The organism is Bordetella flabilis, assembly GCF_001676725.1.
Lineage (GTDB): Bacteria > Pseudomonadota > Gammaproteobacteria > Burkholderiales > Burkholderiaceae_B > Bordetella_C > Bordetella_C flabilis.
Genome location: NZ_CP016172.1, coordinates 3,273,577 through 3,294,542, shown reverse-complemented (window position 1 = coordinate 3,294,542; position 20,966 = coordinate 3,273,577). Strand labels below are relative to the sequence as shown.

22 protein-coding genes are annotated in these 20,966 nt (G+C 67.5%); 9 read left to right on the top strand and 13 right to left on the bottom strand.

Annotated elements, in window-relative coordinates; translation table 11 throughout:
* Window positions 1–31 precede the first annotated feature (31 nt).
* On the top strand, window positions 32–700 hold the full coding sequence (locus tag BAU07_RS14420) for an O-methyltransferase (protein WP_066658950.1): 669 nt from the start codon (window positions 32–34) through the stop codon (window positions 698–700).
* Between the two features lie 42 nt (window positions 701–742).
* Here the strand turns inward: BAU07_RS14420 and BAU07_RS14415 are convergent, their stop codons facing one another.
* Window positions 743–1,663: a LysR family transcriptional regulator gene (locus BAU07_RS14415; protein WP_066658948.1), complete on the bottom strand. Its 921-nt coding sequence runs from the start codon at window positions 1,661–1,663 to the stop codon at window positions 743–745.
* Window positions 1,664–1,755: 92 nt separating this feature from the next.
* On the opposite strand from BAU07_RS14415, the gene BAU07_RS14410 reads away from it, so the two are divergent.
* The 4 genes from BAU07_RS14410 (at window position 1,756) to BAU07_RS14395 (ending at window position 5,454) form a co-directional block, all read left to right on the top strand.
* Complete coding sequence (locus BAU07_RS14410) at window positions 1,756–3,066, top strand: 3-isopropylmalate dehydratase large subunit (protein WP_066658946.1); 1,311 nt, start codon at window positions 1,756–1,758, stop codon at window positions 3,064–3,066.
* The gene (locus BAU07_RS14405; protein ID WP_066658942.1) at window positions 3,059–3,610 is read left to right on the top strand and encodes a 3-isopropylmalate dehydratase small subunit; all 552 of its coding nucleotides are present in this window, start codon (window positions 3,059–3,061) and stop codon (window positions 3,608–3,610) included. The genes BAU07_RS14410 and BAU07_RS14405 overlap by 8 nt, the downstream gene beginning before the upstream one ends.
* Window positions 3,611–3,873: 263 nt before the next feature.
* Window positions 3,874–4,857, top strand: a complete 984-nt coding sequence (locus BAU07_RS14400; RefSeq protein ID WP_084025761.1) for a Bug family tripartite tricarboxylate transporter substrate binding protein — start codon at window positions 3,874–3,876, stop codon at window positions 4,855–4,857.
* 123 nt (window positions 4,858–4,980) lie between these two features.
* Window positions 4,981–5,454, top strand: a complete 474-nt coding sequence (locus BAU07_RS14395) for a hypothetical protein (RefSeq protein WP_066658938.1) — start codon at window positions 4,981–4,983, stop codon at window positions 5,452–5,454.
* A 16-nt stretch (window positions 5,455–5,470) separates the two neighbouring features.
* Here BAU07_RS14395 and BAU07_RS14390 read toward each other — a convergent pair whose 3' ends face one another.
* The 3 genes from BAU07_RS14390 to BAU07_RS14380 form a co-directional block, all read right to left on the bottom strand.
* Entirely contained in the window at window positions 5,471–5,767 is a 297-nt protein-coding gene (locus BAU07_RS14390; protein ID WP_066658936.1) for a hypothetical protein, read from the bottom strand.
* Between the two features lie 26 nt (window positions 5,768–5,793).
* Entirely contained in the window at window positions 5,794–6,276 is a 483-nt protein-coding gene (locus tag BAU07_RS14385; RefSeq protein WP_066658935.1) for a Spy/CpxP family protein refolding chaperone, read from the bottom strand.
* Window positions 6,277–6,542: 266 nt separating this feature from the next.
* Complete coding sequence (locus BAU07_RS14380) at window positions 6,543–7,508, bottom strand: LysR substrate-binding domain-containing protein (protein WP_066658934.1); 966 nt, start codon at window positions 7,506–7,508, stop codon at window positions 6,543–6,545.
* A gap of 112 nt (window positions 7,509–7,620) precedes the next feature.
* On the opposite strand from BAU07_RS14380, the gene BAU07_RS14375 reads away from it, so the two are divergent.
* The 3 genes from BAU07_RS14375 (at window position 7,621) to BAU07_RS14365 (ending at window position 11,081) form a co-directional block, all read left to right on the top strand.
* Window positions 7,621–9,459 (top strand): gamma-glutamyltransferase family protein, encoded by a 1,839-nt coding sequence (locus tag BAU07_RS14375; RefSeq protein WP_066658933.1) that lies wholly within the window; start codon window positions 7,621–7,623, stop codon window positions 9,457–9,459.
* Window positions 9,460–9,556: 97 nt separating this feature from the next.
* Window positions 9,557–10,528: a Bug family tripartite tricarboxylate transporter substrate binding protein gene (locus BAU07_RS14370; protein WP_066658932.1), complete on the top strand. Its 972-nt coding sequence runs from the start codon at window positions 9,557–9,559 to the stop codon at window positions 10,526–10,528.
* A gap of 22 nt (window positions 10,529–10,550) precedes the next feature.
* A complete protein-coding gene (locus tag BAU07_RS14365; protein ID WP_066665451.1) occupies window positions 10,551–11,081 on the top strand; it encodes a GAF domain-containing protein in 531 nt (176 codons plus the stop codon).
* A 7-nt stretch (window positions 11,082–11,088) separates the two neighbouring features.
* Here the strand turns inward: BAU07_RS14365 and BAU07_RS14360 are convergent, their stop codons facing one another.
* A complete protein-coding gene (locus BAU07_RS14360) occupies window positions 11,089–11,562 on the bottom strand; it encodes a VOC family protein (RefSeq protein ID WP_066658931.1) in 474 nt (157 codons plus the stop codon).
* Between the two features lie 147 nt (window positions 11,563–11,709).
* Here BAU07_RS14360 and BAU07_RS14355 point away from each other — a divergent pair, with 147 nt between their 5' ends.
* Window positions 11,710–12,192: a secondary thiamine-phosphate synthase enzyme YjbQ gene (locus BAU07_RS14355; RefSeq protein ID WP_066658929.1), complete on the top strand. Its 483-nt coding sequence runs from the start codon at window positions 11,710–11,712 to the stop codon at window positions 12,190–12,192.
* On the opposite strand, the gene BAU07_RS14350 is transcribed toward BAU07_RS14355, so the two are convergent.
* The 8 genes from BAU07_RS14350 to BAU07_RS14315 all read right to left on the bottom strand — a co-directional run bounded on the left by BAU07_RS14350 (window position 12,156) and on the right by BAU07_RS14315 (window position 20,956).
* Complete coding sequence (locus tag BAU07_RS14350) at window positions 12,156–13,601, bottom strand: DUF4153 domain-containing protein (RefSeq protein WP_066658927.1); 1,446 nt, start codon at window positions 13,599–13,601, stop codon at window positions 12,156–12,158. The two genes, BAU07_RS14355 and BAU07_RS14350, sit on opposite strands and share 37 nt — an antisense overlap.
* Before the next feature lie 127 nt (window positions 13,602–13,728).
* Window positions 13,729–15,030, bottom strand: a complete 1,302-nt coding sequence (locus BAU07_RS14345; protein WP_066658925.1) for a TRAP transporter large permease — start codon at window positions 15,028–15,030, stop codon at window positions 13,729–13,731.
* On the bottom strand, window positions 15,023–15,523 hold the full coding sequence (locus tag BAU07_RS14340) for a TRAP transporter small permease (protein ID WP_066658923.1): 501 nt from the start codon (window positions 15,521–15,523) through the stop codon (window positions 15,023–15,025). Before BAU07_RS14340 ends, BAU07_RS14345 begins: the two co-directional genes overlap by 8 nt.
* Before the next feature lie 2 nt (window positions 15,524–15,525).
* The gene (locus BAU07_RS14335; protein WP_066658921.1) at window positions 15,526–16,491 is read right to left on the bottom strand and encodes a TRAP transporter substrate-binding protein; all 966 of its coding nucleotides are present in this window, start codon (window positions 16,489–16,491) and stop codon (window positions 15,526–15,528) included.
* Between the two features lie 138 nt (window positions 16,492–16,629).
* Window positions 16,630–17,682: a LacI family DNA-binding transcriptional regulator gene (locus BAU07_RS14330; protein WP_066658919.1), complete on the bottom strand. Its 1,053-nt coding sequence runs from the start codon at window positions 17,680–17,682 to the stop codon at window positions 16,630–16,632.
* A gap of 3 nt (window positions 17,683–17,685) precedes the next feature.
* Window positions 17,686–18,849, bottom strand: a complete 1,164-nt coding sequence (locus BAU07_RS14325; RefSeq protein ID WP_232338131.1) for an iron-containing alcohol dehydrogenase — start codon at window positions 18,847–18,849, stop codon at window positions 17,686–17,688.
* Window positions 18,850–18,866: 17 nt separating this feature from the next.
* Complete coding sequence (locus BAU07_RS14320; RefSeq protein ID WP_066658917.1) at window positions 18,867–19,835, bottom strand: Bug family tripartite tricarboxylate transporter substrate binding protein; 969 nt, start codon at window positions 19,833–19,835, stop codon at window positions 18,867–18,869.
* 98 nt (window positions 19,836–19,933) lie between these two features.
* Window positions 19,934–20,956, bottom strand: coding sequence for a Bug family tripartite tricarboxylate transporter substrate binding protein (locus tag BAU07_RS14315; protein WP_066658915.1), 1,023 nt, complete (start codon window positions 20,954–20,956; stop codon window positions 19,934–19,936).
* Window positions 20,957–20,966: the final 10 nt, after the last annotated feature.

The window sequence follows — 20,966 nt, the reverse complement described above, 5'->3', positions numbered from 1 at the left end:
CTGCCGGATTGGAACCTCAAGGAACGAAGCCATGAATGAACAGCGCTGGGATGACGTCGACGCCTACTTCGAACGGACGCTCGGATTGTCCGATCCGGTATTGGCCGCCACGTTGGCGCGTTGCCGTGAAGCGGGCCTGCCGCCCCATGACGTCGCCCCCAACCAGGGCAAGCTGCTGCAACTGTTCGTGCGCATGACAGGGGCCCGGCGCATCCTGGAAATCGGCACGCTGGGCGGCTATAGCGCCATATGCATGGCGCGGGCGCTGCCCGATGACGGCACGCTGGTCTCGCTGGAGGCCGATTCCCATCACGCGGAGGTGGCCGACGCCAATATCCGCCATGCCGGTTTGCAGGCGCGCGTGCGCATTGTCGTGGGAGATGCCGCGGCCACGCTTGCACGGCTGCGCGAAGCAGGGGAACCGGCATTCGACCTGGTGTTCATCGACGCCGACAAGGCCAGCAATGCGGTGTACCTGCGGGGCGCGCTGGCGCTGTCCCGGAAAGGGACGGTCATCATCGGCGACAACATCATCCGCGCCGGCCGCATCGCCGATGCACAGGCGCAGGGCGATGCCGACGTGCGCGGGGTGCATGACTTCTTCGAACTGATGGCGCGTACTCCTGGCCTGCAAGCCACGGCCTTGCAGACCGTCGGATGCAAGGGCTGGGACGGGTTCTCGCTGGCGGTGGTCGGATGACGCGGGGGATGCCCGCGCGGTGTCGCAGGCCGCGACGCGGAATCAACGCGAATGCGCCGGCGGATGCACGTCTATGCGCGTGATCGCGGCCGTGAACAACGCGATGAAGCGTTGGCTGGCGTCGGACAGCACCGAACCGCGACGGGTAATGAGGTTCAGCGACCGCCGCACAACCGGGTCCCGCAAGGGACGCAGCAGCATGGCCTGCGCGGCGGCGGCGGGGTGGATGCTGGTGGGCACGACGGCCACGCCCAGCCCTTCGCGCGCCAGCGCCAGGGCGGTGATCGTATTGGTGGCTTCGTAGGCGGGCAGCAATGCCTGGCCGGCGGCCAGGAAGACGTTCTCCGTCAGCGTGCGCATGGTGCTGCCCACCGTCAGGGTAATGACGGGATAGGCCAGCAGGTCCTTCCATCGCACGATGCGCTTGCGCGCCAGCGGATGGCCGGGCGGAAAAGCCACGGCCAGCGTGTCCTGCGTCAGGGGCTGGCTGTCCAGTTCGCTGTTCGTCTGGATGCCGAAGCCCAGGCCGAAATCGATCTCACGTGCGTAGATGCGGCCGACGATTTCCTCGTTGACGCATTCGCGAAAAATCACCGATACCCGCGGGTAGTCGTCGCGAAAGGCCTTCAGGACCTCCGGCAGCACGGTGCCGGCCAGTTGGGGCGCCAGTCCCAGCGAGATGCGTCCGGCCTGGTCGGGCGTCATGCCGCGGCCGCACGCCAGGATGGATTGCGCGTCGGCCAGCATGCGTTCGGCGATGGGCAGCACCTGGTGGCCGGCCGGCGTCAGCGCCACGCTGCGGGTGGTGCGCTCGACCAGCCGCACGTTCAATCTTTCCTCCAGCCGGCGGATGAGGATGCTCAGGCCCGCCTGCGTCAGGTGCAGCTGGTCGGCGGCCCGGGAAAACCCGCCCAGGCGCGCCAGCAGCACGAAAGCCTCCAACTGCCGCAGATTCAGATTCATAAAACTTTGCAATGACTGGATATTTGATTGTTATTTTACTTATCAACGGTCCGGCGTGACACTGTGGCATCCCCTTATGAGGCAGGCGGCACATGGGCTACACCGCGATCGAAAAAGTCCTGGCACGTGTGTGCGGCAAGCCCTGCGTGCGCGCCGGCGAGGTGGTCTATCCGGACCCCGACATGGTCATGATCCATGACGGCCTGGTGAAGGAAACGAAGGTCGAGTTGGACCGTATCGGTATTGGCCGGGTGGCCGCGCCGCAGAAAGTCATGATGGTCAGCGACCACGACGTCGTCTACGGCAGCGCGCGAGCCGCGGAACGCGGCGCCTTCAACCGCCAGGCCGCCGCGCAGTGGGGCGTGGCGCAGTTCTACGACGCCGGCCGCGGCGGCCATGGCCACATCTTTCCGATGGAACAAGGCAAGGTGCTGCCAGGCATGTTCTATTTCGACAACGATACCCACGCGACCAATGCCGGCGCCGTCGGCGCGTTCGGACTGCGCGTCGGCAACGAGATCTCGCGCGTGCTGGCTACCGGCACGACGTGGGTGGAAGTGCCCAGGACCGTCTTGCTGGAGTTGCGGGGCCGGCTCGCGCTTGGCGTGATGGCGCGCGACATCGGCTTCTACCTGGCGCGGCAAGTGAAGGAAGGGGTGCTGGATATCGACATGGATTACCGGGTGCTCGAATACGGCGGCGATGTGGACGCGTTCGGCTTCGGCGCGCGCGTGGCGCTGTGCAGCACGCCCACCGAGATGCGGGCCGCCGGCGTGTTCGTGCCGCCGTCGCCCGCGATGCTGGCGTATTGCCGCCGCCATGCGCAGCGCGATTTCGAACCCGTGTACAGCGATCCGGACGCGCAATACGAGTCGCGGCACGCCATCGCCCTGGCCGATATCGTCCCGCAGGTCGCGCTGCCGGGCAATGTGGGCAACGCGGTCGACATCGGCGCAGCGGTGGGCACGCGGGTCGACCATGCTTTTGTCGGCTCCTGTGGATCCGGCACGTACGAGGATCTCCTGTGCGTGGCCAGCCTGCTGAAGGGACGCCGCGTGGCCGACGGGGTCAGGCTGTTCGTCGTGCCGGGCTCGGAGCGCTCCACGCGCCGCCTGGCCGAGGAGGGCGTAATGCAGATCCTGCTGGAAGCCGGCGCCATGCTGCTGCCGGCCGGATGCGGTCCCTGTAACGACGCGGTGGTGGGGCCTCTCGCTCCTGGCGAGGCGTCCATTTCCACGGCTACCAACAACAACGCGGGCCGCTTCGGCCCGACAGATGCGCGCCTGTTCCTGGGCAGCCCGGCCACGGTGGCGGCATCCGCCGTGGCGGGTTGTATCGCCGATCCCCGCGGGCTCGATGCGGACCCGGTGCTGCGCCGGCAGAGCGAGGCCGCCTATGCATGACTTCCAATGGACATTGCGCGGGCGCTGCTACAAGCTCGGCCACGATGTACCGCATCCCGGCGGGGTGATTCCGGCCCGTTTCATCACCGCGCGCGAGATGGACCCCGCCGTGCTGGTGCCCCATCTGTTTTCTGAGACCGATCCCGGCTTTGCCGAGCGCAGCCGGCCGGGAGACATCATCGTGACCGGACGCAATTTCGGCATGGGCCCCAAGGGCAATGGCTATGTGGCGATGCATGCGCTGGGTTTGGGCCTGGTGTGCGAATCCATGTCGGTGCAGGCCTATCGGGCGGCGATCAGTACCGGCCTGCGGGTCCTGAATCACTGCGAGGGCATTACCAGCGTTTGCGAAACCGGTGATGACCTGGAGGTGGATTTCCGGAGCGGCGCCTTGGTCAACCACACCCGCGGCGTCGCGCTGATGCTGCCGCCGGTGCCGGCGGCCTTGCGCGAACTGGTTGCGCGCGGGGGCAACGAAGGCTGGCTGCGCCACTGGTGGCTGGACCGCCAGGAGCAGCCCCAGGCCGGCGCGGGGCCGGCATGACCCGGACACATTTGATGCGGGAATGCGCCTTCCACGTGTAGGCCACCCGGCGACATACATGCCGCGCCATGCAGGCGCGGACGTTCCGCCGATAGCAAGGGTGGAGACGGCAAAAGCATAGGGCCCGGCGGACAGTCAGGCACGGGACCGATGCGGGGGGCCTTCGTGGTGCCTTATGGACCGCGATGGCGCTGTGTTCAATCGTCACAGGAGTGGCGTAGCGCCGGACCGCATGGCGGCCGGGGTGCGCGCCTTTTGCCATCATGTCCACATCTCGATCCCGTTTCCTGCGCATGGCGTTCGCCTGCGCCGCGCTGTGCGCCGCCACCGCCGCCCACGCGGACGGCCCGGCGTTTCCGAATGGTCCCATACGTTTTATCGTCCCGGCGACGCCCGGAGGCACGACCGACGTGCTGGCGCGCGTGGTGGCGCAGCACATGACCCAATCCTGGGGCGTACCCGTGATGGTGGAGAACCGCGCGGGTGCGGGAGGCGTCATCGGCGCTTCCTATGTGATTTCCACCAAGCCGGACGGACAGACAGTGCTGATCGCGCCGAGCGCCTTCGGCGTGCGGTCGGCGCTGGATCGCAAGCTGCCCTATGACCCGCTCAAGGATCTGGCCGGCGTGGGCCTGATGGCGCGCTCGCCGAGCTTCCTCGTCGTCTCGCCGGCGCTGGGCGTGAAATCGCTGGCCGATCTGGCCGCCTACGCCAAGGAGCGCCCCGACGGCGTCAGCTATGGGTCCGCGGGCATGGGCAGTACGGGGCACCTGCATGCGGCGCAGTTCGCCGCCGTATATGGCTTCGATGGGGTGCATGTCCCGTATCGCGGTACGCCGGAAGCCGTGACGGATGTCATGCAGAACCGCGTGCAGTATGCCTTCGCGCCGGGCCCCAATGCCTTGCCGCTGGCGCGCGACGGCCGGCTGCTGGTGCTGGGCGCCACGTCCGCCGCCGGTGCGAAATTCATGGCTGGCGTGCCGGTTGTGAGGAAGCCGGGCATGACGGGCGTCGATGCGGACGATTGGTTCGGCGCCCTGGTGCCGGGCAAGACGCCCCTGGCGGTGCGGGAGAAGCTCAGCGCGGAGATCGCCAGGATCCTGGCCTTGCCCGACGTCCGCACGCGGCTCAATGAAATCGGCGCCCAACCCGAGTCGAGCACGCCGGAACAGTTCGACGCCATGCTGCGCGAATACGTCGCGACGGTGCGCAAGCTGGGCGACGAGATGCAGATCCGCCTGGAATAGGGCCGGGAAAGCCGGGGAACGGAATGCCGGGGTGGGGTACACACACCGCTGGTTCGTGTCCGGACATCGCCATTGCGGGCGGTCCGACACACGCCAGCGTTATCCCATCGTAGGAGTCCATTCGTGAAGTCCATCGGCCTTCAGGCAATTGCCATGGTAGTTGGCGCCTGCCTGGCACCCGGAGTCGCGTGGGCGGACGGCAGCCTTTCCACTGCCACCGGCCACGGCGACTTGAACCTGGGCCAGTCCGCCGCGCCGGCGGCGGCTTTCCCGTTCAGCTACCGCCACCATGGCGGCATCGAGGCGGCTGGTCCGGTCGACAGCACCGCGTATCGCGCTGCTCGCGGGGGTTTCCCGGGCAAGGCCGGCTTGCCGCCCGCCCGCGCTGCCTCCGCTTCTCTGGAAGGACCCCGCGAGGTCTTCGATGTGGGACAGAACGCCTTGGTGTCGTTCGGCTCGGCCCTGGTCACCGTGCTCTGGTCCGCCGCGACGCTGAGCAACCCGGGCCATGGCGCCTTCGTGCCCATGTTGAAACACCGCCCTCACGCGGTGCCATACAGCGGCGTCAGCAACACGCGAGGATTCGGCTGGCGCTAGTTCGCAGGCGCCTCTTTCAGTGATGATAGTCGTCGTGATGCCCGTGGTGGTCGTGGTGATCGTGATGGTCATCGTGGTGAACGACGACGACCGGCGGGCGGCGGTCGTGGCCCCAATAGCCCCCGCCACGGTAGATCACCGGCGGGGGCGCGACATAGACCGGTCGCGGCTGGTACACCACCGGCGGCGGCTCCGTATACAGGGGCACGCCGATACCCAGGTTGATGCTGACCTGCGCATCCGCCGTGGTGCCGGCGCCCAGGGCGGCGAGTCCGGCCAGGCCGGCAAGCCCGGCCAAGATAAGACGCTTCATAGGGTTGTTCCTTCCTGAAGGCTGGCTCAGCCCTGGCTGGGCGCGGCCTTGTGCGTATGGGCCGCGTGGCGCCGATGCGTTTCGGCGAACACCTTGTCGGCATTGCGCTTCTGGTCGTCCGGCATGGCGTTATAGAGCGGCGCGAACACGGCGGCCAGCTTCTTCACGCCATCGGAATTGGCCTGCGTGATCTGCGCATAGGAATCCAGGTCGTCCAGCGCCGACATGGACGTGTCCTGCTCGCGCTTGGCGATCAAGGCGTCGATCTGCGCGGCGTTGTCGCGCATGGTCTGCGCAACGACTGTCCACTGCGGTTCCTCGGCGGTCGTGATCTTCAGCTGCGTGTGCAGTTGCCTGATGTGGGCCTCGACGCGGTCATTGGCCTGGGCCTGGGCGGCGGCGCCGGTCGCGGTGACCCCACCCCCGGCTGGCGGGGTAGCCGGCGTTTGCGCCAGGGCCGCGGTGCCGAACAACAACGAGGCGGCCAGCACGGTGATCCGCAATTTCATCCTATTCTCCTTTCATCCCATTCCGGGACGTGCCACAACGATCGATCCGCCGCGCGCCGCGCGGGCGCGGCGCCGGGTAGGCGTCGCAAGCGGCGGAAACCGTGCAGAGCATACGCATCCGGGCGGGCCGGAATGTCTGCCGACTCTGTGGCTTGGTGATGAATCGTACTGTCAGCTTGCGCGCGGCCGCGCCCTAAGCCCTTGTGTGTGCCGGGGCCAGCCGCCGCGCCGGGCAGGCGAACCGCACCTCGCGCATTTGCCAATATTTACGCATCATCCACAATGTGCGGTGGGCCGCCAATATCCCGGCAGACGCCGCGCAGTATCCCCGCGAAGCGCTCCTCGGCCTCCAGCGCGACGTCGCGCTTGCGTCGGATCAGGCTGATCGGCGGCAGCGACCAGTCGAAGCGCCAGGGCACCACGGTGATGTCGCCGCCGCGCGCCAGGTCCGCCGCGATGTCCTCCGGCACGATGGATACCAGGCTGTCGTCGCCATGCATCAGCGCCGCGATGACGTCCATGGAATAGGTCTGTACGCGGGGCGAGGGCGGCCTTACGCCGGCCCGCGTAAAGAGTTCACTGACCATATTGCCGATCGGCGTGGCGGGCGTGGGCAGGATCCAGTTCATCTCGCCCAGCTCGCGCCAATCCGGCGGACGCCGCGCCATGCGCCGCGCCAGGCGCGGATTGGCGATCAGCGCGGGACGCTGGGGATAGAGCACTTCGTGATGCAGTTCGTTCATGCCGATCATCACGGAGGCGCGCCCGATGACGCAGTCCAGCGCGTGCGCGCGCAGCGACTGCAGCAACTGGTCCGTGGTGGCGCGCTCCAGGCGCACGGTGATGCGGTGCTGGGCATAGAGCCGCTCGATCGTGGGAACCAGGACGCGGGCCGAGATGAACGGTATCGCGCCCACGTGCAAGTGGGCGGCGTGTCCGCCGCGCAAGGCTTCCATCTCCACGGCCCAGTGGTCGATGTCCTGCAACATGTGGCGCGCCCGGACCAGGGCCAGTTCGCCCAGGGGGGTGGGGTGCAGTCCACGCGCCGTCCGCACGAACAGCGGGCCGCCGAACAGGTCCTCGATTTCCGCCAAGGCCTTGGTGGCCGCCGGCTGGCTGATGCCCAGCGACTCCGCCACCCGCGTCAGGGATTCGCCGCGCGAAATGCGTGTCAGGAGCGTGAGGTGGCGCAGCTTCAGGCGCGACAGCAGGCGGGTGGAGGCGGATGACATGGTGTACCCATAACCAGTTGTTTATGGACTCATTATAAAAAACAGGAAATCTGTTATTTCGCCTCCGTATACTGGAAGCGTTTCGATACATCCGGCGCAGCCGGGCGGGCATATGGCCAATCCTTCGTTCACGACACGTCCCGAGATCCGCGGCACCTTCGGCGTCGTCTCTTCCACCCATTGGCTGGCTTCGCAGGTTGCCATGAGCGTGCTGGAACGGGGCGGCAACGCCTTCGATGCCGCCGCGGCCGGCGGCTTCATGCTGCAAGTCCTGGAGCCGCATCTGAACGGTCCGGGCGGCGAAGTGCCGATCCTGTTCTGGAGCGAGTCGCAGCGCCGCATGCAGTCGCTGTGCGGGCAGGGCAATGCGCCGGCCCTGGCCACGACTTCGTATTTCAAGGGGCTGGGCCTGGACCTGGTGCCGGGCATCGGGCTGCTGCCCGCCACGGTGCCGGGGGCGTTCGGCGCCTGGCTGACGCTGTTGCGCGACCATGGCACCTGGGAACTGGCGGATGTGCTGCGCCCCGCCATCGAGTATGCGCGCAACGGCTTCCCGCTGGTGCCGCGCGTGGTGCAGGCCATCTATGCCGTGCAGGGACTGTTCCGGGATGAGTGGACCTCGTCCGCCGCGGTCTGGATGCCGGATGGCAAGGTGCCGCACCCGGAGCGCCTGTTCCGTACCCCCGGCATTGCCGACACCTACACCCGCATCCTGAACGAATCCAGCGCTCCCGGCGACCGCCGCGCCCGTATCGACGCCGCCATCGACGTCTGGTACCGCGGCTTTGTCGCGCGGGCCATCGACCAGTTCTATCGCACCCAGGCGGTGCGCGATTGCACGGGAGAGCGCAACACCGGGCTGCTGCGGCTGGACGACATGGCCAACTGGCAGGCGCGCTACGAAGCGCCGGCGACGACGGAGTTCGGCCGCTACACCGTCGCCAAATGCGGTCCCTGGTCGCAAGGTCCCGTGTTCCTGCAGCAGGTCGCCATGCTGCGCCACCTGGGCATCGAGAACCTCGCGCCGGATTCTCCCGAATTCGTCCACAAGGTCGCCGAAGCCGCCAAGCTGGCCTTCGCCGATAAGCTGGCCTGGTATGGCGACCCCGACGCGGTCGATGTGCCGCTGGCCACGCTGCTGTCCGATGATTACGCCCGTCAGCGCGCCGCCCTGATCGGCGCCGCCGCGTCCGCGCAACTGCGCCCCGGCCGCCCCGACGGACGTGACTTCCGCCTGCCGGACTTGCAGGCGCCGGCTCGCGCGCTGGCCGATGCGGATACCCGCTTCGGCGTGGGCGAACCGACCTTCGCCCAATTGCCCCCGGTGCAGGAATGGCTGGAGCGCGAGGTCTTCGTCGGCGATACCTGCCACATCGACGTGATCGATCGCGACGGCAACATGGTATCGGCGACACCGTCCGGCGGCTGGCTGTCGTCCAGTCCCACCGTGCCGGAACTGGGATTTTCGCTGACCACGCGCCTGCAAATGACGTGGCTGGACGAAGACCTGCCGGGCACGCTGCGTCCCGGCACGCGCCCTTGCACCACGCTGTCGCCCGGCATGGCGCTGCGCGACGGGGAGCCTTACATGGCGTTCGGCACGCCGGGCGGCGACCAGCAGGACCAGTGGACGGTCGCCTTCTTCCTGCGCCATGCCGCCTGCGGCATGAACCTGCAGGAAGCCATCGATTGCCCGTCCTGGCATATCGACCACTTCCCCGGCTCTTTCTGGCCGCGCACGCCGACGCTGAACCGTATCACGCTCGAATCCCGCTTTCCCGAAGCCACGCTGGACGCACTGCGCGCGGCCGGCCATGAGGTCAAGGTCGGCGCGGAGTGGTCGGAAGGCCGCATCAGCGCCTGCACGCGAGAACCGGATGCGGGCGGCAGCCGGCTTCTGCGCGCCGCCGCCAACCCGCGCGGCATGCAGGGCTATGCCGTGGGCCGCTAGTTTTTTTGTCCGGCCATGGCTGAAGCCGTGGCCATTTTTTTCAGCTTCCGCGTTCCGGCAACCGTACCGGCCGCGACTCAACCTTGGGGAATCCATCATGAACTCCTTACGACGTTTCTTGCGCGCGGCCACGGTCGCGTTGGCGGTGCTGCCTGGCTTGTCGATGGCGGCCTATCCCGAAAAAACCATCAGCCTGATCGTGCCCTGGGCCGCCGGCGGCTCCACCGACATCCTGGCGCGCCTGCTCGCGCAGCACATGACCCAGTCCCTGGGCCAGTCCGTGATCGTGGAAAACCGCTCGGGCGCATCCGGCAATATCGGGTCGGCCTATGTGGCGCGCTCGAAGCCGGACGGCTATACGCTGCTGGTCGGCTCGATGAGCACCCACACGATGAACCAGGCGCTGTACGCCACCATGCCTTTCGACGGGGTGAAGGACTTCACGCCCATCGCCGAACTGGCCCTGGTCACCAACACCATGGTCATCAACCCCCAGTTGCCGGTGAACAACGTCGCTGAGTTCATCGCGTATGCCAAGGCACATCCCAACCAGATCGCCTTCGCATCCGCGGGCGCCGGTTCCACCAACCACCTGAGCGCGGCGCTGTTCCAGAAGGCGACGGGCGTCGAAATGGTCCACGTTCCGTACCGCGGCGGCGCGCCGGCGGTGCTCGATACGGTGGCCGGACGCACGCAGTTGCTGTTCAGCGCCGGCACGCAGACGCTGCCGCACGTCAATAGCGGCAAGCTCAAGCTGCTGGCCGTGACCGAGGACAAGCGTTCGCCGCTGTTGCCCAATGTGCCCACGGTGGCCGAGACGGTGCCCGGCTATGAGCTCGCCGTGTGGTATGGCGCTTTCGGTCCCGCGGGCATGGACCCGGCCATCGTGCAGAAGCTGAACCAGGAGATCAACCGCATCCTGGCGCTGCCCGAAGTGAAGAAGCAGATGGGCGATATCGGCGTGCAGGTATTGCAGACCACGCCGGCCGAGTTCCAGCAGACGCTGCAGCGCGATGCCGACAAGTACGGCAAGCTGGTGCGCGAACTCGGCATCAAGGCCGACGATTGACCCTGATTCCCATTTGGCCTACATGTCCACACTCGCCACGCTAGAGCCGACAGGTTTCGCCACCGCCCCCTTGCAAGGCATCGACGTCATCGCCGATGCCTGCGCGGGACGCGATCCGGTCGCCTTGTTCGCCGCCATCGATGCTTATGCCAAGCCTGTATTGCAGCAGGCCCTGTGCACGGTCAACCGTTTCGATGCCGAGCGCATCGCGGTGGTCCGCCTCTACAGTTCGGACCCGGTTGCCTACCCGCCGGGAGGTTCCAAGCAGAAGGCCGGTACGCGCTGGGGCCAGCAGGTGCTGCTGGACCGCCGCATCTATGTCGGCGAGGGCGAAGACGCGATACGGGAATCGTTCGACGACCATGCCACCATCGTCGCCCTGGGCTTGAAGTCGGTCATCAATGTGCCGGTGGTGGCCGACGATGTCTGCCTGGGCACGCTGAACCTGCTGATGCCGACCCCGCGCATCGAGGCCGGACAGGTCGCGTTCGCGCGCCTGGCCGGCGTGCTGGCGGTGCCGGGTTTCCTGGCGGCGCGCGAGCGCCCGGCCTGACGCCGATTCAGCCGCCCTGGAACTGCCGCTGCATGGCTTCGCGCATTTCCTCGGGCTTGACGTCGAATTTGTGGGTGGCGAGGGACCAGCGATGGCCGAAGGGGTCGTCCAACTGGCCATAGCGGTCGCCCCAGAACATGTCGGTGGCCGGCATCACCAGCTTGGCGCCGGCAGCCAGCGCGCGCTCCATCGCGGCGTCCACATCGTTCACATAGAGGTGCAGCACCACGGCTTTGCCCTCGCTGCCGCCGGCGCCCATACCGCAGCCCGGAAACTCGTCGGCCATCATCAGCGGTGAATCGCCGATCCGCAGCATCGCGTGCATCAGCTTCTTGCCCTCGGGGTCCATCATCCGGCCTTCTTCCCGGGCGCCGAAGGCCTGGACGTAGAAATCGATCGCGGCCAGCGCGTTGGCGCAGGTCAGGTGCGGCGTAAGCGTGGGCATGCCGGGCGGAATGGGGTGGGAGGTGGGTGTAGGCATGATCGAATCCTTGAATCGGAGCGCGGCGGCCCGGTCCGCGGCATTGTGGGCCTGCCTGACGACGGATGGTACGTCCGGAAATCGACACGTCGGGGCTAAACTTTTATACCCGCCCCCGGGCGCAAGAAGTGTGACACGGGAGTTACGATGAGACGCGCTTCACCCAAAATCCTGCCCATACGCTTTATCGCGCAGGAAGAACTCGAAATCGCCACGCCTGGCCGCGGTTTTACCGAGCTGACGGACGCGATAGCCTCCCTGGTGTCCGTCACCGGCATCGAAACCGGCCAGGCCCATGTCTACACCCGGCATACCAGTTGTTCGCTGTTGATTACCGAGAATGCGGACCCGCAGGTACGCGAGGACCTGGAGCGCTATTTCGCGCGGCTGGTGCCGGATGGCGACACGCTGTTCCGGCACGACGAGGAAGGTCCCGACGATATGTCCGCCCATGTGCGCACGGCCTTGACGGGTGTCAGCCTGACCGTCCCCATCGCGCGCGGCGAACTGGCGCTGGGCACGTGGCAAGGCATCTACCTGTGGGAACACCGCACGCGCCCGCACCAGCGCCAGGTCACGGTGACACTGACCGGCTACGGGCAGCGGCAGTCGGACAACGGCGGCGCCTGACCGCGCTCCGGCCGGTCCGCGGGGCTGGGTTCATCATGTGGCGTGGTGGACGCGTCCGTGTCCAGTGCCGCCTCCAGGCGGTCATACAGGGCGTCGGCCGTGCCGGCGGCCGGCGCGCTGCCGGCCCGTTCGAACATGGGCCGCAACCTGTCCAGCGCCTGGAGATCCTGCAGCGCCAGTAGCGCCGAGCGGGCGCGTTCGCGCGCGGGGCCGGCGGGCGGCACGCAGGCCCGGTCCGCATCCGGCAATGGCGATGCGCCGGGCATTTCGCAGGCCTGTGCGAGCACATCGCGCAAATGCGCCGCCTGGCTGCGCGCGGACACCGCCACGGAGTTCCAGGGCCCGAGGTTCGTCAGGATCAGAAGCGCGCCCATGGCGGCCACCATGCTGCGTGGATCCTTGCCGTTGCGCCGCAGCAGCATAAAGACGGCGGTGCCGGCGAGCCACAGCGCATACAGGCCCAGGTAATAGCGGGGCGCGGTGACGCCGTAGTCGGCGATGCGCCGCGCAAGCGCCACAGCCAGCAGGATCGCCGGCACGATGCACAGCCCGAACCAGCCCTTGAAGAAGACCCGCACGATCCGGGACCCCGTGTCGCCCCAAGGAAACGCGCCCAGGTAGGCCGCCGTCCCGGCCAGTCCGAAGGCCACGACGAGCCAGCCGATTTCCCCATCGGGCAGTTGGCCGGATACGGCGATTTTCATGGCGTAGACATGCAGCATCGCCGCATAGGCCAAGGTCAGGGGGATGACGGCGTAGTACAGCAGCGCCAGGATGGCACGCCCCGCGGTGCCGGCCCGCGGATCGGCTTCGCCCCCGGGGCCGGCCGCCTCGCCCAGCCGCCCGACCGCCGACAGCGCGAAAAGCGGCCCGACCCCGATCGCCGCGCTGGCCCAAAGATGGACGTAGAGGTCGGCCGGTATGTCAAGGTCGAACAACTGCTTCAGGCTGAACAGCCAGAGCGACGCGCCGCCGCCGCAGACCAGTATTGCCGTCATGCCCAGAACCGTGGCGGTGGCCAGGCGCAGCCAGAAGCGCCACAAGACCTCCGGCGCGGGCCTGGTGCCGCAATAGGGCGCGATGGTCGCCAGCAGCAGGATGCCGGCCGCGGCGTCGAGCTTGGCGACGTGGTTCTGGCCGCAGAGCACCATGATCAACATGCCGGCGGCCGCGGCGAGCAGGGGCGCGATCGCGCGAGCGCGGGGCCGGTGCCGCGCCCACAGATGTCCGGCCAGGGCGCCGGAGAAGGCAGCCGCCAACAAGTGATAAAGCGCGTGCTTGCCGGCGAAATTTCCGATCGCGAGGTTGGCGATATCCAGGTTGACGACCGTCGCGGCGCTCAGCGCCAGGGCGGCGGCAAGCCAGAAGGGACGCAGCGAGCCGCAATGCGGCGTAAAGGGAAGCGGCATGGAGGAAAGGAGTTCGAGGAGTTACGGAGATCCGCGCGGCGATGCCGCGCTTCGGATCCCTGGGTAACGCCTGCGCCGGGCATGTCCGCATTTCGCGTCGCATGCCGGCGATCCACGCCGGAAAAACCTACATCCGCATGTGTTGCGGCAGCCAGGTCGCGATGCCGGGCGCCACGTAAAGGAGCAGCACGGCGACGATCATCAGCAGGAACATGGGGAGCGATGCCCGGGCGATATAGGGCAGCTCGCGTCCGGTCATGCCGGAAAGGACAAACAGGTTGAAACCCACCGGCGGGGTGATCTGCGCCATTTCCACCACGAACACGATGAAGATACCGAACCAGATCAGGTCAATGTGAGCGGCCTGCACGGTCGGCAGCAGCACGCCCATGGTCAGGACGACGATGGAAATGCCGTCCAGGAAGCAACCCAGGATGATGAAGAACACCATCAGCGCCATGATGAGCCAGAACTGCGACAGGCCCAGGCCGCCTATCCATTCGGCAAGCTGGCGCGGCAGGCCGATATAGCCCATGGCCAGGGTCAGGAACTGGGCGCCCGCCAGGATCAGAGCGATCATGCAATAGAGCCGCGTGGCGGCCATGAGCGCATCGGTGAAAGCCTTGCGGCTGAGCGAGCCCTGCAGCGCCGAGAGGATCAGCGCGCCGACCACGCCCACCGCCGCCGCCTCGGTGGCGGTGGCGAAACCGGTATAGATGGACCCGAGCACCGCGGCGATCAACAGCAGCACGGGGATCAGGTGGCGCGCCTCGTGCAGCTTTTCGCGGAGCGCCATCCGGCGATCGGGGGCCGGGACGTCCTGCGGATTGCGCAGCGCCCACCAGGCGATATAGCCCATGAAGAGCGCGGCCAGCAGGATGCCGGGGATGATGCCCGCGATGAACAGGTGCGCGATCGACACGTCGGCCGCGACGCCGTAGACGATCATGATGATGGACGGCGGAATCAGCAGGCCCAGCGTGCCGGCGCCCGACAAGGTGCCGAGCACCTGTTTTTCCGGGTAGCCGCGCCGCTTCAGTTCGGGGATGGTCATCTTGCCGACGGTCGCGCAGGTCGCGGCGGACGAGCCGGAGACCGCGGCGAAAATGGCGCAGCCGATCACATTGGTGTGCAGCAAGCGCCCGGGCAGGCGGTCCAGCCACGGCGCCAGGCCTTTGAACAGGTCTTCCGACAGGCGGGTGCGGAACAGGATTTCCCCCATCCACAGGAACAGCGGCAGCGCGGTCAGGGTCCAGCTGGACGCGGCCCCCCAGACGGTGACCGCCATGGCGTCGCCGGCCGGGCGGCTCGAAAAAATCTCCATGGCGATCCACGCCGTGCCGGTCAGCGTCAGGCCCACCCACACGCCGCAACCCAGCAGCGCGAAGATGGACAGGATCAATATGGTGATGACAGCCAGATCATTCATGGAGTTGCTGCGACGAAGGCGGTGCATGGCCCTTCAGGCGACGCACGAGCTCGTCGACCAGGGCCACGAAGAAGAGGAGGGCGCCCAGGGCCATGCTGACCTGCGGTATCCACAGCGGCGTGGCGTCGTTGGACGTCGATATGTCGTTGAACGACCAGGAGTCGTGCGCCAGCTTGATGCCATACCAGCAGAACGCCGCCGACAGCACCACGCCGACCGCCAGGGCGAAAATATCCAGCCGGCGCTGGGGGGCGGGGGACAATGCGTTCAGGATCAGGGTGACGCGGATGTGTTCGCCGTGCTTGAAGGTGCTGGCCAGGGCGAGAAACCCGGCCGCCGCCATGAAATAGCCGGCGTAGGCATCGGTGCCCGGGATGTTCCAGCCCATCAGGCGGGCCACGATGCCCGCCAGCACCGACACCAGCACCCCCACGGTGCACACCGCGCCCAGCACGGCCCCCAGGCCGTACAGGGCGTTCAGGAAACGTCGCATGGCTACTTCTTGTAGGCGTCGATCATGGCCTGGCCGTCCGCGCCCGCGCTCTTGACCCATTCGGCGATCATCTGCTGGCCGACCTTCTGCAGGCCGGCTTTCAGCTCATCGCTGGGCGGAACGATGGCCATGCCGTTCTTGGTCAGTTCCTGCTGGTACCACTTGTTCTTTTCCTCGGACAGCTTCCAGCCGCGTTCCTCGGCCTGCGCGCCGGCCTTGAGCAGGGCCTGCTGCGTCGGCTTGTCCAGCGCGTCGAAGGCGCGCTTGTTCACAATGATGGCGTTCTTCGGCAGCCAGGCCTGGGTGTCGTAGAACTTCTTGATGTACTCGTAGGTCTTGGTGTCGTAGCCGGTGGACGCGGAAGACATGTACGAGTCGATCACGCCGGTGGCCATGGCCTGGGCCAGTTCGGCCTGCTGCACGGTCACGGGCTGGGCGCCGACGAGTTCGGCGATGCGCGCCGTGACCGGACTGTAGGCGCGCCATTTCAGCCCCTTCATGTCGGCGACCGTCTTCAGGTCCTTGTTGGCGAATATGCCCTGCGGCGGCCATGCCACGGCGTACAGCAGCATCATGCCCTGGGATTCCAGCTTCTTCTCCAGGAAGGGCTTCTGCGCCTGGTAGAGCTTGAACGAGGCCTCGTAGCCCGTGGCCAGGAAAGGCAGGCCATCCAGCGCATAGACAGGCGCTTCGTTGGCGAAATTGGTCAGCAGTATTTCGCCGATCTGCGCCTGGTTGCCCTGCACGGCGCGCTTGATTTCCGGCGCCTTGTACAGGGACGCATTGTTGTGCAGCGTGATCGCCAGCTTGCCGTTGGACAGGCTGCCGACGTCCTTGATGAACTGGTTCAGGTTCTCCACGTGGAAATTGCTGGGGGGATAGGCGCTGGGCAGGTCCCATTTGGTCTGGGCCTGGGCGCCGGCGGCCAGCAGGGCGCCGGTCGCGAGCAAAGCGAGTTTCTTCAGCATGGAGCTGCTCCTTCGTAGTGGGGCACAACGCCGGTCCCGGGGCGCGGCAAGGCACCCGCCCGGTCGACCCGCGCGTCGGAAAGAAGACCGCGCAATTCTACGGGGACCGATGCCCTCGAAATGGCCTGGCGGCGTTGTCTAGGGGTAATTCCTAGGGCTGGCGCAAGACTCGCGCATGACGAATTCGGTGGGGATCTCGATGCGCGCGCCGTCGGGCACCGCCTCGTCGCGCATGCGCCGCAACAGCAGTTGCGCGGCTTCGCGTCCGAGCGCGTAGCCGTCGTACCGGATGGCCGCGATGGCGGGGCTGACCAGTTGCGCGAGCTCGCTGTCGTTGGATGCGACCAGCGACACGTCGCCGGGAATGCCCAGGCCTTTTATGCGTATGCCGCGCAGCACGCCGGGCAGCAGGTGCATGCCCAGCGCCAGGATGGCGGTCGGCGGATCGGGCATGTCGAGCAGCAACTGCACTTCGCGGAAACCGTAATCCGAGGAGAAACTGTCCAGCCGCAGCAGTGCCGGGTCCACCGCGACACCCGCTTGCTCATGCGCCCGCATCAGCCCCGCGAGCCGGTCTCGCCCCACGCGATTGTTGCGGCCGCCGCTGATCATGGCGATGCGGCGGTGGCCCAGGCCCAGCAGGTATTCGGTGGCCTGGCGGGTGCCGGTCAGGTGGGCCGCCCCCACCGTGCCCAGCGTGCCGCCCATCTCCCGTTCCAGCAGGACCACCGGATAGCCGGCCGCACCCACGCAGCGCAGCACGCTGGCGTTGGACTCTTCCTCGACCGAGAACAGCAGGCCGTCGGCGCGGCGCCGCTTGAACAGTTCGATCAGCGCGATCTCCCGCGCCGACTGGCCATCGCTGCTGGCGACCACCAGCATATAGCCATGTTCGCCGAGTATGTCCTCGGCGCCCTTGATCATGGCGGAGTACAGCGGATTGCGAATGTCGGAAAAGATGAAGCCCACCATGCGCGTGGGGGCGCCGCGCATGGCCTGGGCCGCGGCGCTGGGCGTCCAGCCGAGCTCCGCGATGGCGCGCTCGACCCGTTCGCGGACTTCACGCGTGACGCTCGGTGCGCCGTTGACCACGCGGGATACGGTACCGATGGCCACGCCGGCCGCCCGCGCCACGTCGTGCACCGTGATGCGGGGTGCGGGCTTGTCGCGCGGCGTGCTGGCGGCGGTCACGATTCAGTAGGCTTGCTCGAACAGGTTGCGGAAATCCGCCGTGCTGGTGTGGCGGGGGTTCCAGCGATTGTAGTTGGCCTGTGTGCAAAGCCCGGCCATCTCGTCGAAGCGATCGGCGGTTACGCCGACGTCGCGCAGCCGTTGCGGGATGCCCAGGTCGCGGCACAGCGCCTCGATGGCTTCCAGGGCGGCATGCGCCGCGTCCATCTGCGGCAGGCCGCGTGTCGGGCGATCCATGGCCGCCGCGATGCGGGCGAACTTGGCGGGATCGGCCGCCAGGTTGAAGCGCGCCACATGCGGCAGGCACAGCGCATTGGACAGGCCATGCGACAGGTGGAAGAAGGCGCCGACGAAGCGCGCCATGCAATGGACGTTGCCCAGGCCGGTCTGGCCGAAGGTGATGCCCGCCAGGGCGGACCCGCACAGCATGTTCAGCCCCGCCGCCAGGTTCTCGCGGTTGGCCACGAACGGCCGGATGTTGGCGGCGATCAGCTCGATGGCCTGGATATTGATGGCGTCCGTGACCAGGTTCGCCTGGCGCGAAATGAAGGATTCAAAAGCGTGGACGAAAGCGTCCAGGCCCGAATGCGCCGCCACATGGGCGGGCACGGTGCGCAAGGCCAGCGGGTCCAGGATCGCCACGGCGGCGGGGTTCAGCGCCGCGTGGCGGATGGACATCTTCAGATTCTTTTCCGTATCCGTAATGACGCAGGACCCGGATACCTCCGAGCCGGTGCCCGCCGTGGTCGGAATGGCGATCAGCGGCAAGGGCGGCGTGGAGAATTTCTCGATGCCTTCGTAGTCGTGTATGCGCCCGCCGTTGGTGGCCAGGATGCCCACGGCCTTGGCCACGTCCATGGTGCTGCCTCCGCCGACGGCCAGCAGCATGGTGGCCCCGTGCGCCTGGCATGCCTCGAAGGCCTTGGCCACGGTATGAGCGCTGGGGTCGGGCTCGATGTCCGAGTAGGTGGCGACCTGCACGCCGGCGTCGGCCAGCAGGCGACGTATCCCGATGTCGAATTCGCTGTCCAGCAGGGCGGCGTCGATGGCGATGAACATGCGTTCGCATGCGTACTGGCGAACCAGGTCGCCGATTTTCCGGTGGGCGCCCACGCCCATGTACAGGCGCGTGGGGCAGAAGAAGGAACTGATGTCCATGGATTGCATGATGATTCCCAGGGGCGTTACTTGGTGGTGTCCCAGCCGCCGGCCAGTTGCGTCCAGCGTTCGGTTTCCTGATGGACGAAGGCCGCGAATTCTTCGGGCGGCATGCCGCCGGGATCGGCCGCCATGCTGTCCAGCGTCTTGCGCAGGTCCGGATCCTTCATGCTGTCGACGACGGCCTGGTAGATCTTCTGCTTGATCGGCGCGGGCAGGTCCTTGGGCGCCGCCAGGCTGTACCAGGTCGTCATTTCGAAGCCGGGCACGCCGGACTCATCCAGGGTGGGCACATCCGGCAGGAAGCGCGTGCGGCGCAGGCTGGTGACGGCCAGCGGCTTGACGTTGCCGCCGGCGATCTGCGATGCCGCCGATGCCGCCGAGTCCAGGGCGAAGGTGAGCCGGCCGCCGATCAGGTCCGTCATCATGGGCGCCGCGCCCTTGAAGGGCACGTGCACGGCCTGCATGCCGGTCTGCTTGAGCAGCAGTTCCGCCGACAGGTGTTGCGTGCTGCCGATGCCGGCCGAGCCGTAGTTGGCGTCGCCGGGATGGGCCTTGGCGTAGGCCAGCAGTTCCGCCACGTTGGACACGGGCAAGGTCCTGGCGACCACGAGCACGTTGGGCACATTGGCCACCGTGGTGATCTGCGTCAGGTCGCGCTCGAAATCGTAGGAAAGATTCTTGTAGAGCACGCCGCCGGCGGTGTGTCCCACGTTGGCGAGCAGCAGCGTGTAGCCGTCGGGCCTGGCCCGCGCCACGATGCCGGCGCCCACGGTGCCGCCCGCGCCCGGCTTGTTCTCCACCACCACGGTCTGTCCCAGGCGCTTCTGCAACTGCGCCGCCATGGCCCGCGCGACGATATCCGTGGTGCCGCCGGGCGTGAACGGCGCGACCAGCGTGATCGGGCGCTCCGGCCATTCCGCGGCGTGGGCGGCGGCACACGCCGTCACGATCATCGACGCCATCGCGGCGCGTGCGAAAACATGCTTGAACATGATGTCCTATCTCCGTTGTATTTTCAGGTTGTGGGTGCCGCGGGCCTATGCCGCGGCGCCGGGCCGCGTGCGCCGCCCGGGGGATGGTCGGCCGGACATCAATCCACGGTGATGCCCAGTTTGCGAATCAGCGGGGCCCAGCGGTCGACTTCGCCGTGCAGCAGGGCGGCTGCGCCTGCCAGCGTTTGCTGCGCGGCCGCGGGCGCTTCGATGCCGCTGCCCGACAGGCGCGCCTGCGTGGCGGGATCGGCGATGGACTGCCTCAGCGCCCGGTTCAATCGCGCGACGACGGGGGCGGGCGTGCCATGCGGGACCAGCATCATGTTCCAGATGTCATAGTGCAGGTCGCCATAGCCGGACTCGCCGGCGGCCGGCACGTCCGGCAGCGCCTTGATGCGCGCGGGGCGCAGCACCGCGACGCCGCGCACCATGCCGGCCTGGATGTGGCCGACCGACGTGGTACTGCTGTCGACCATGTAGTCCAGGTGGCCCGCCATGACGTCGTTCAGGGCCTGACCCGCGCCGCGATAGTTCACCGCGTTGATCTTCAGTCCCAGCCGGTCGTTCAGCAGGATGCCACCCAGGAAGGAGCCCGAGCCCACGCCCGCCGCGCCGAAATTCATTTCCGCGGCATGCGTCTTGGCGTAGGCGGCGAACGCGTCCAGGCCGGATACGGGCAGGTCCTTGCGCGCAGATACGACTTGCGGCGCATCGCCGATCGAGCCCAGCGCGATGAAGTCCGTGAGCACGTTGTAAGGCAGCCGCTTGTACAGCGTGGCGTTGGCCGCCAGGGTGCCCACATTGCCGACCAGCAAGGTATAGCCGTCCGCCTTCGCGCGGGGCGCCCGCGCAGTGCCTACCGTGCCGCCCGCGCCGGGGGTGTTCTCGACCACGATAGGCTGGCCCAGGTCCCTGGACATCCCTTCGGCGATGACGCGCGCCAGTACGTCGGTCGGTCCGCCCGCCGCGAAGGGCACGATGAGCGTCAGCGGCTTGAGCGGGAAATCGCCTTGCGCGGCGTGCGCCTTGCCGGTCGACAGGCCCATCAGCAAGGCGGCGGCCGCGGCGGCACAGGCTCGCCCGGCCCGGCGGCGGCCGGGCTTGAATGGATCGGGTTTCATGCGTACCGTC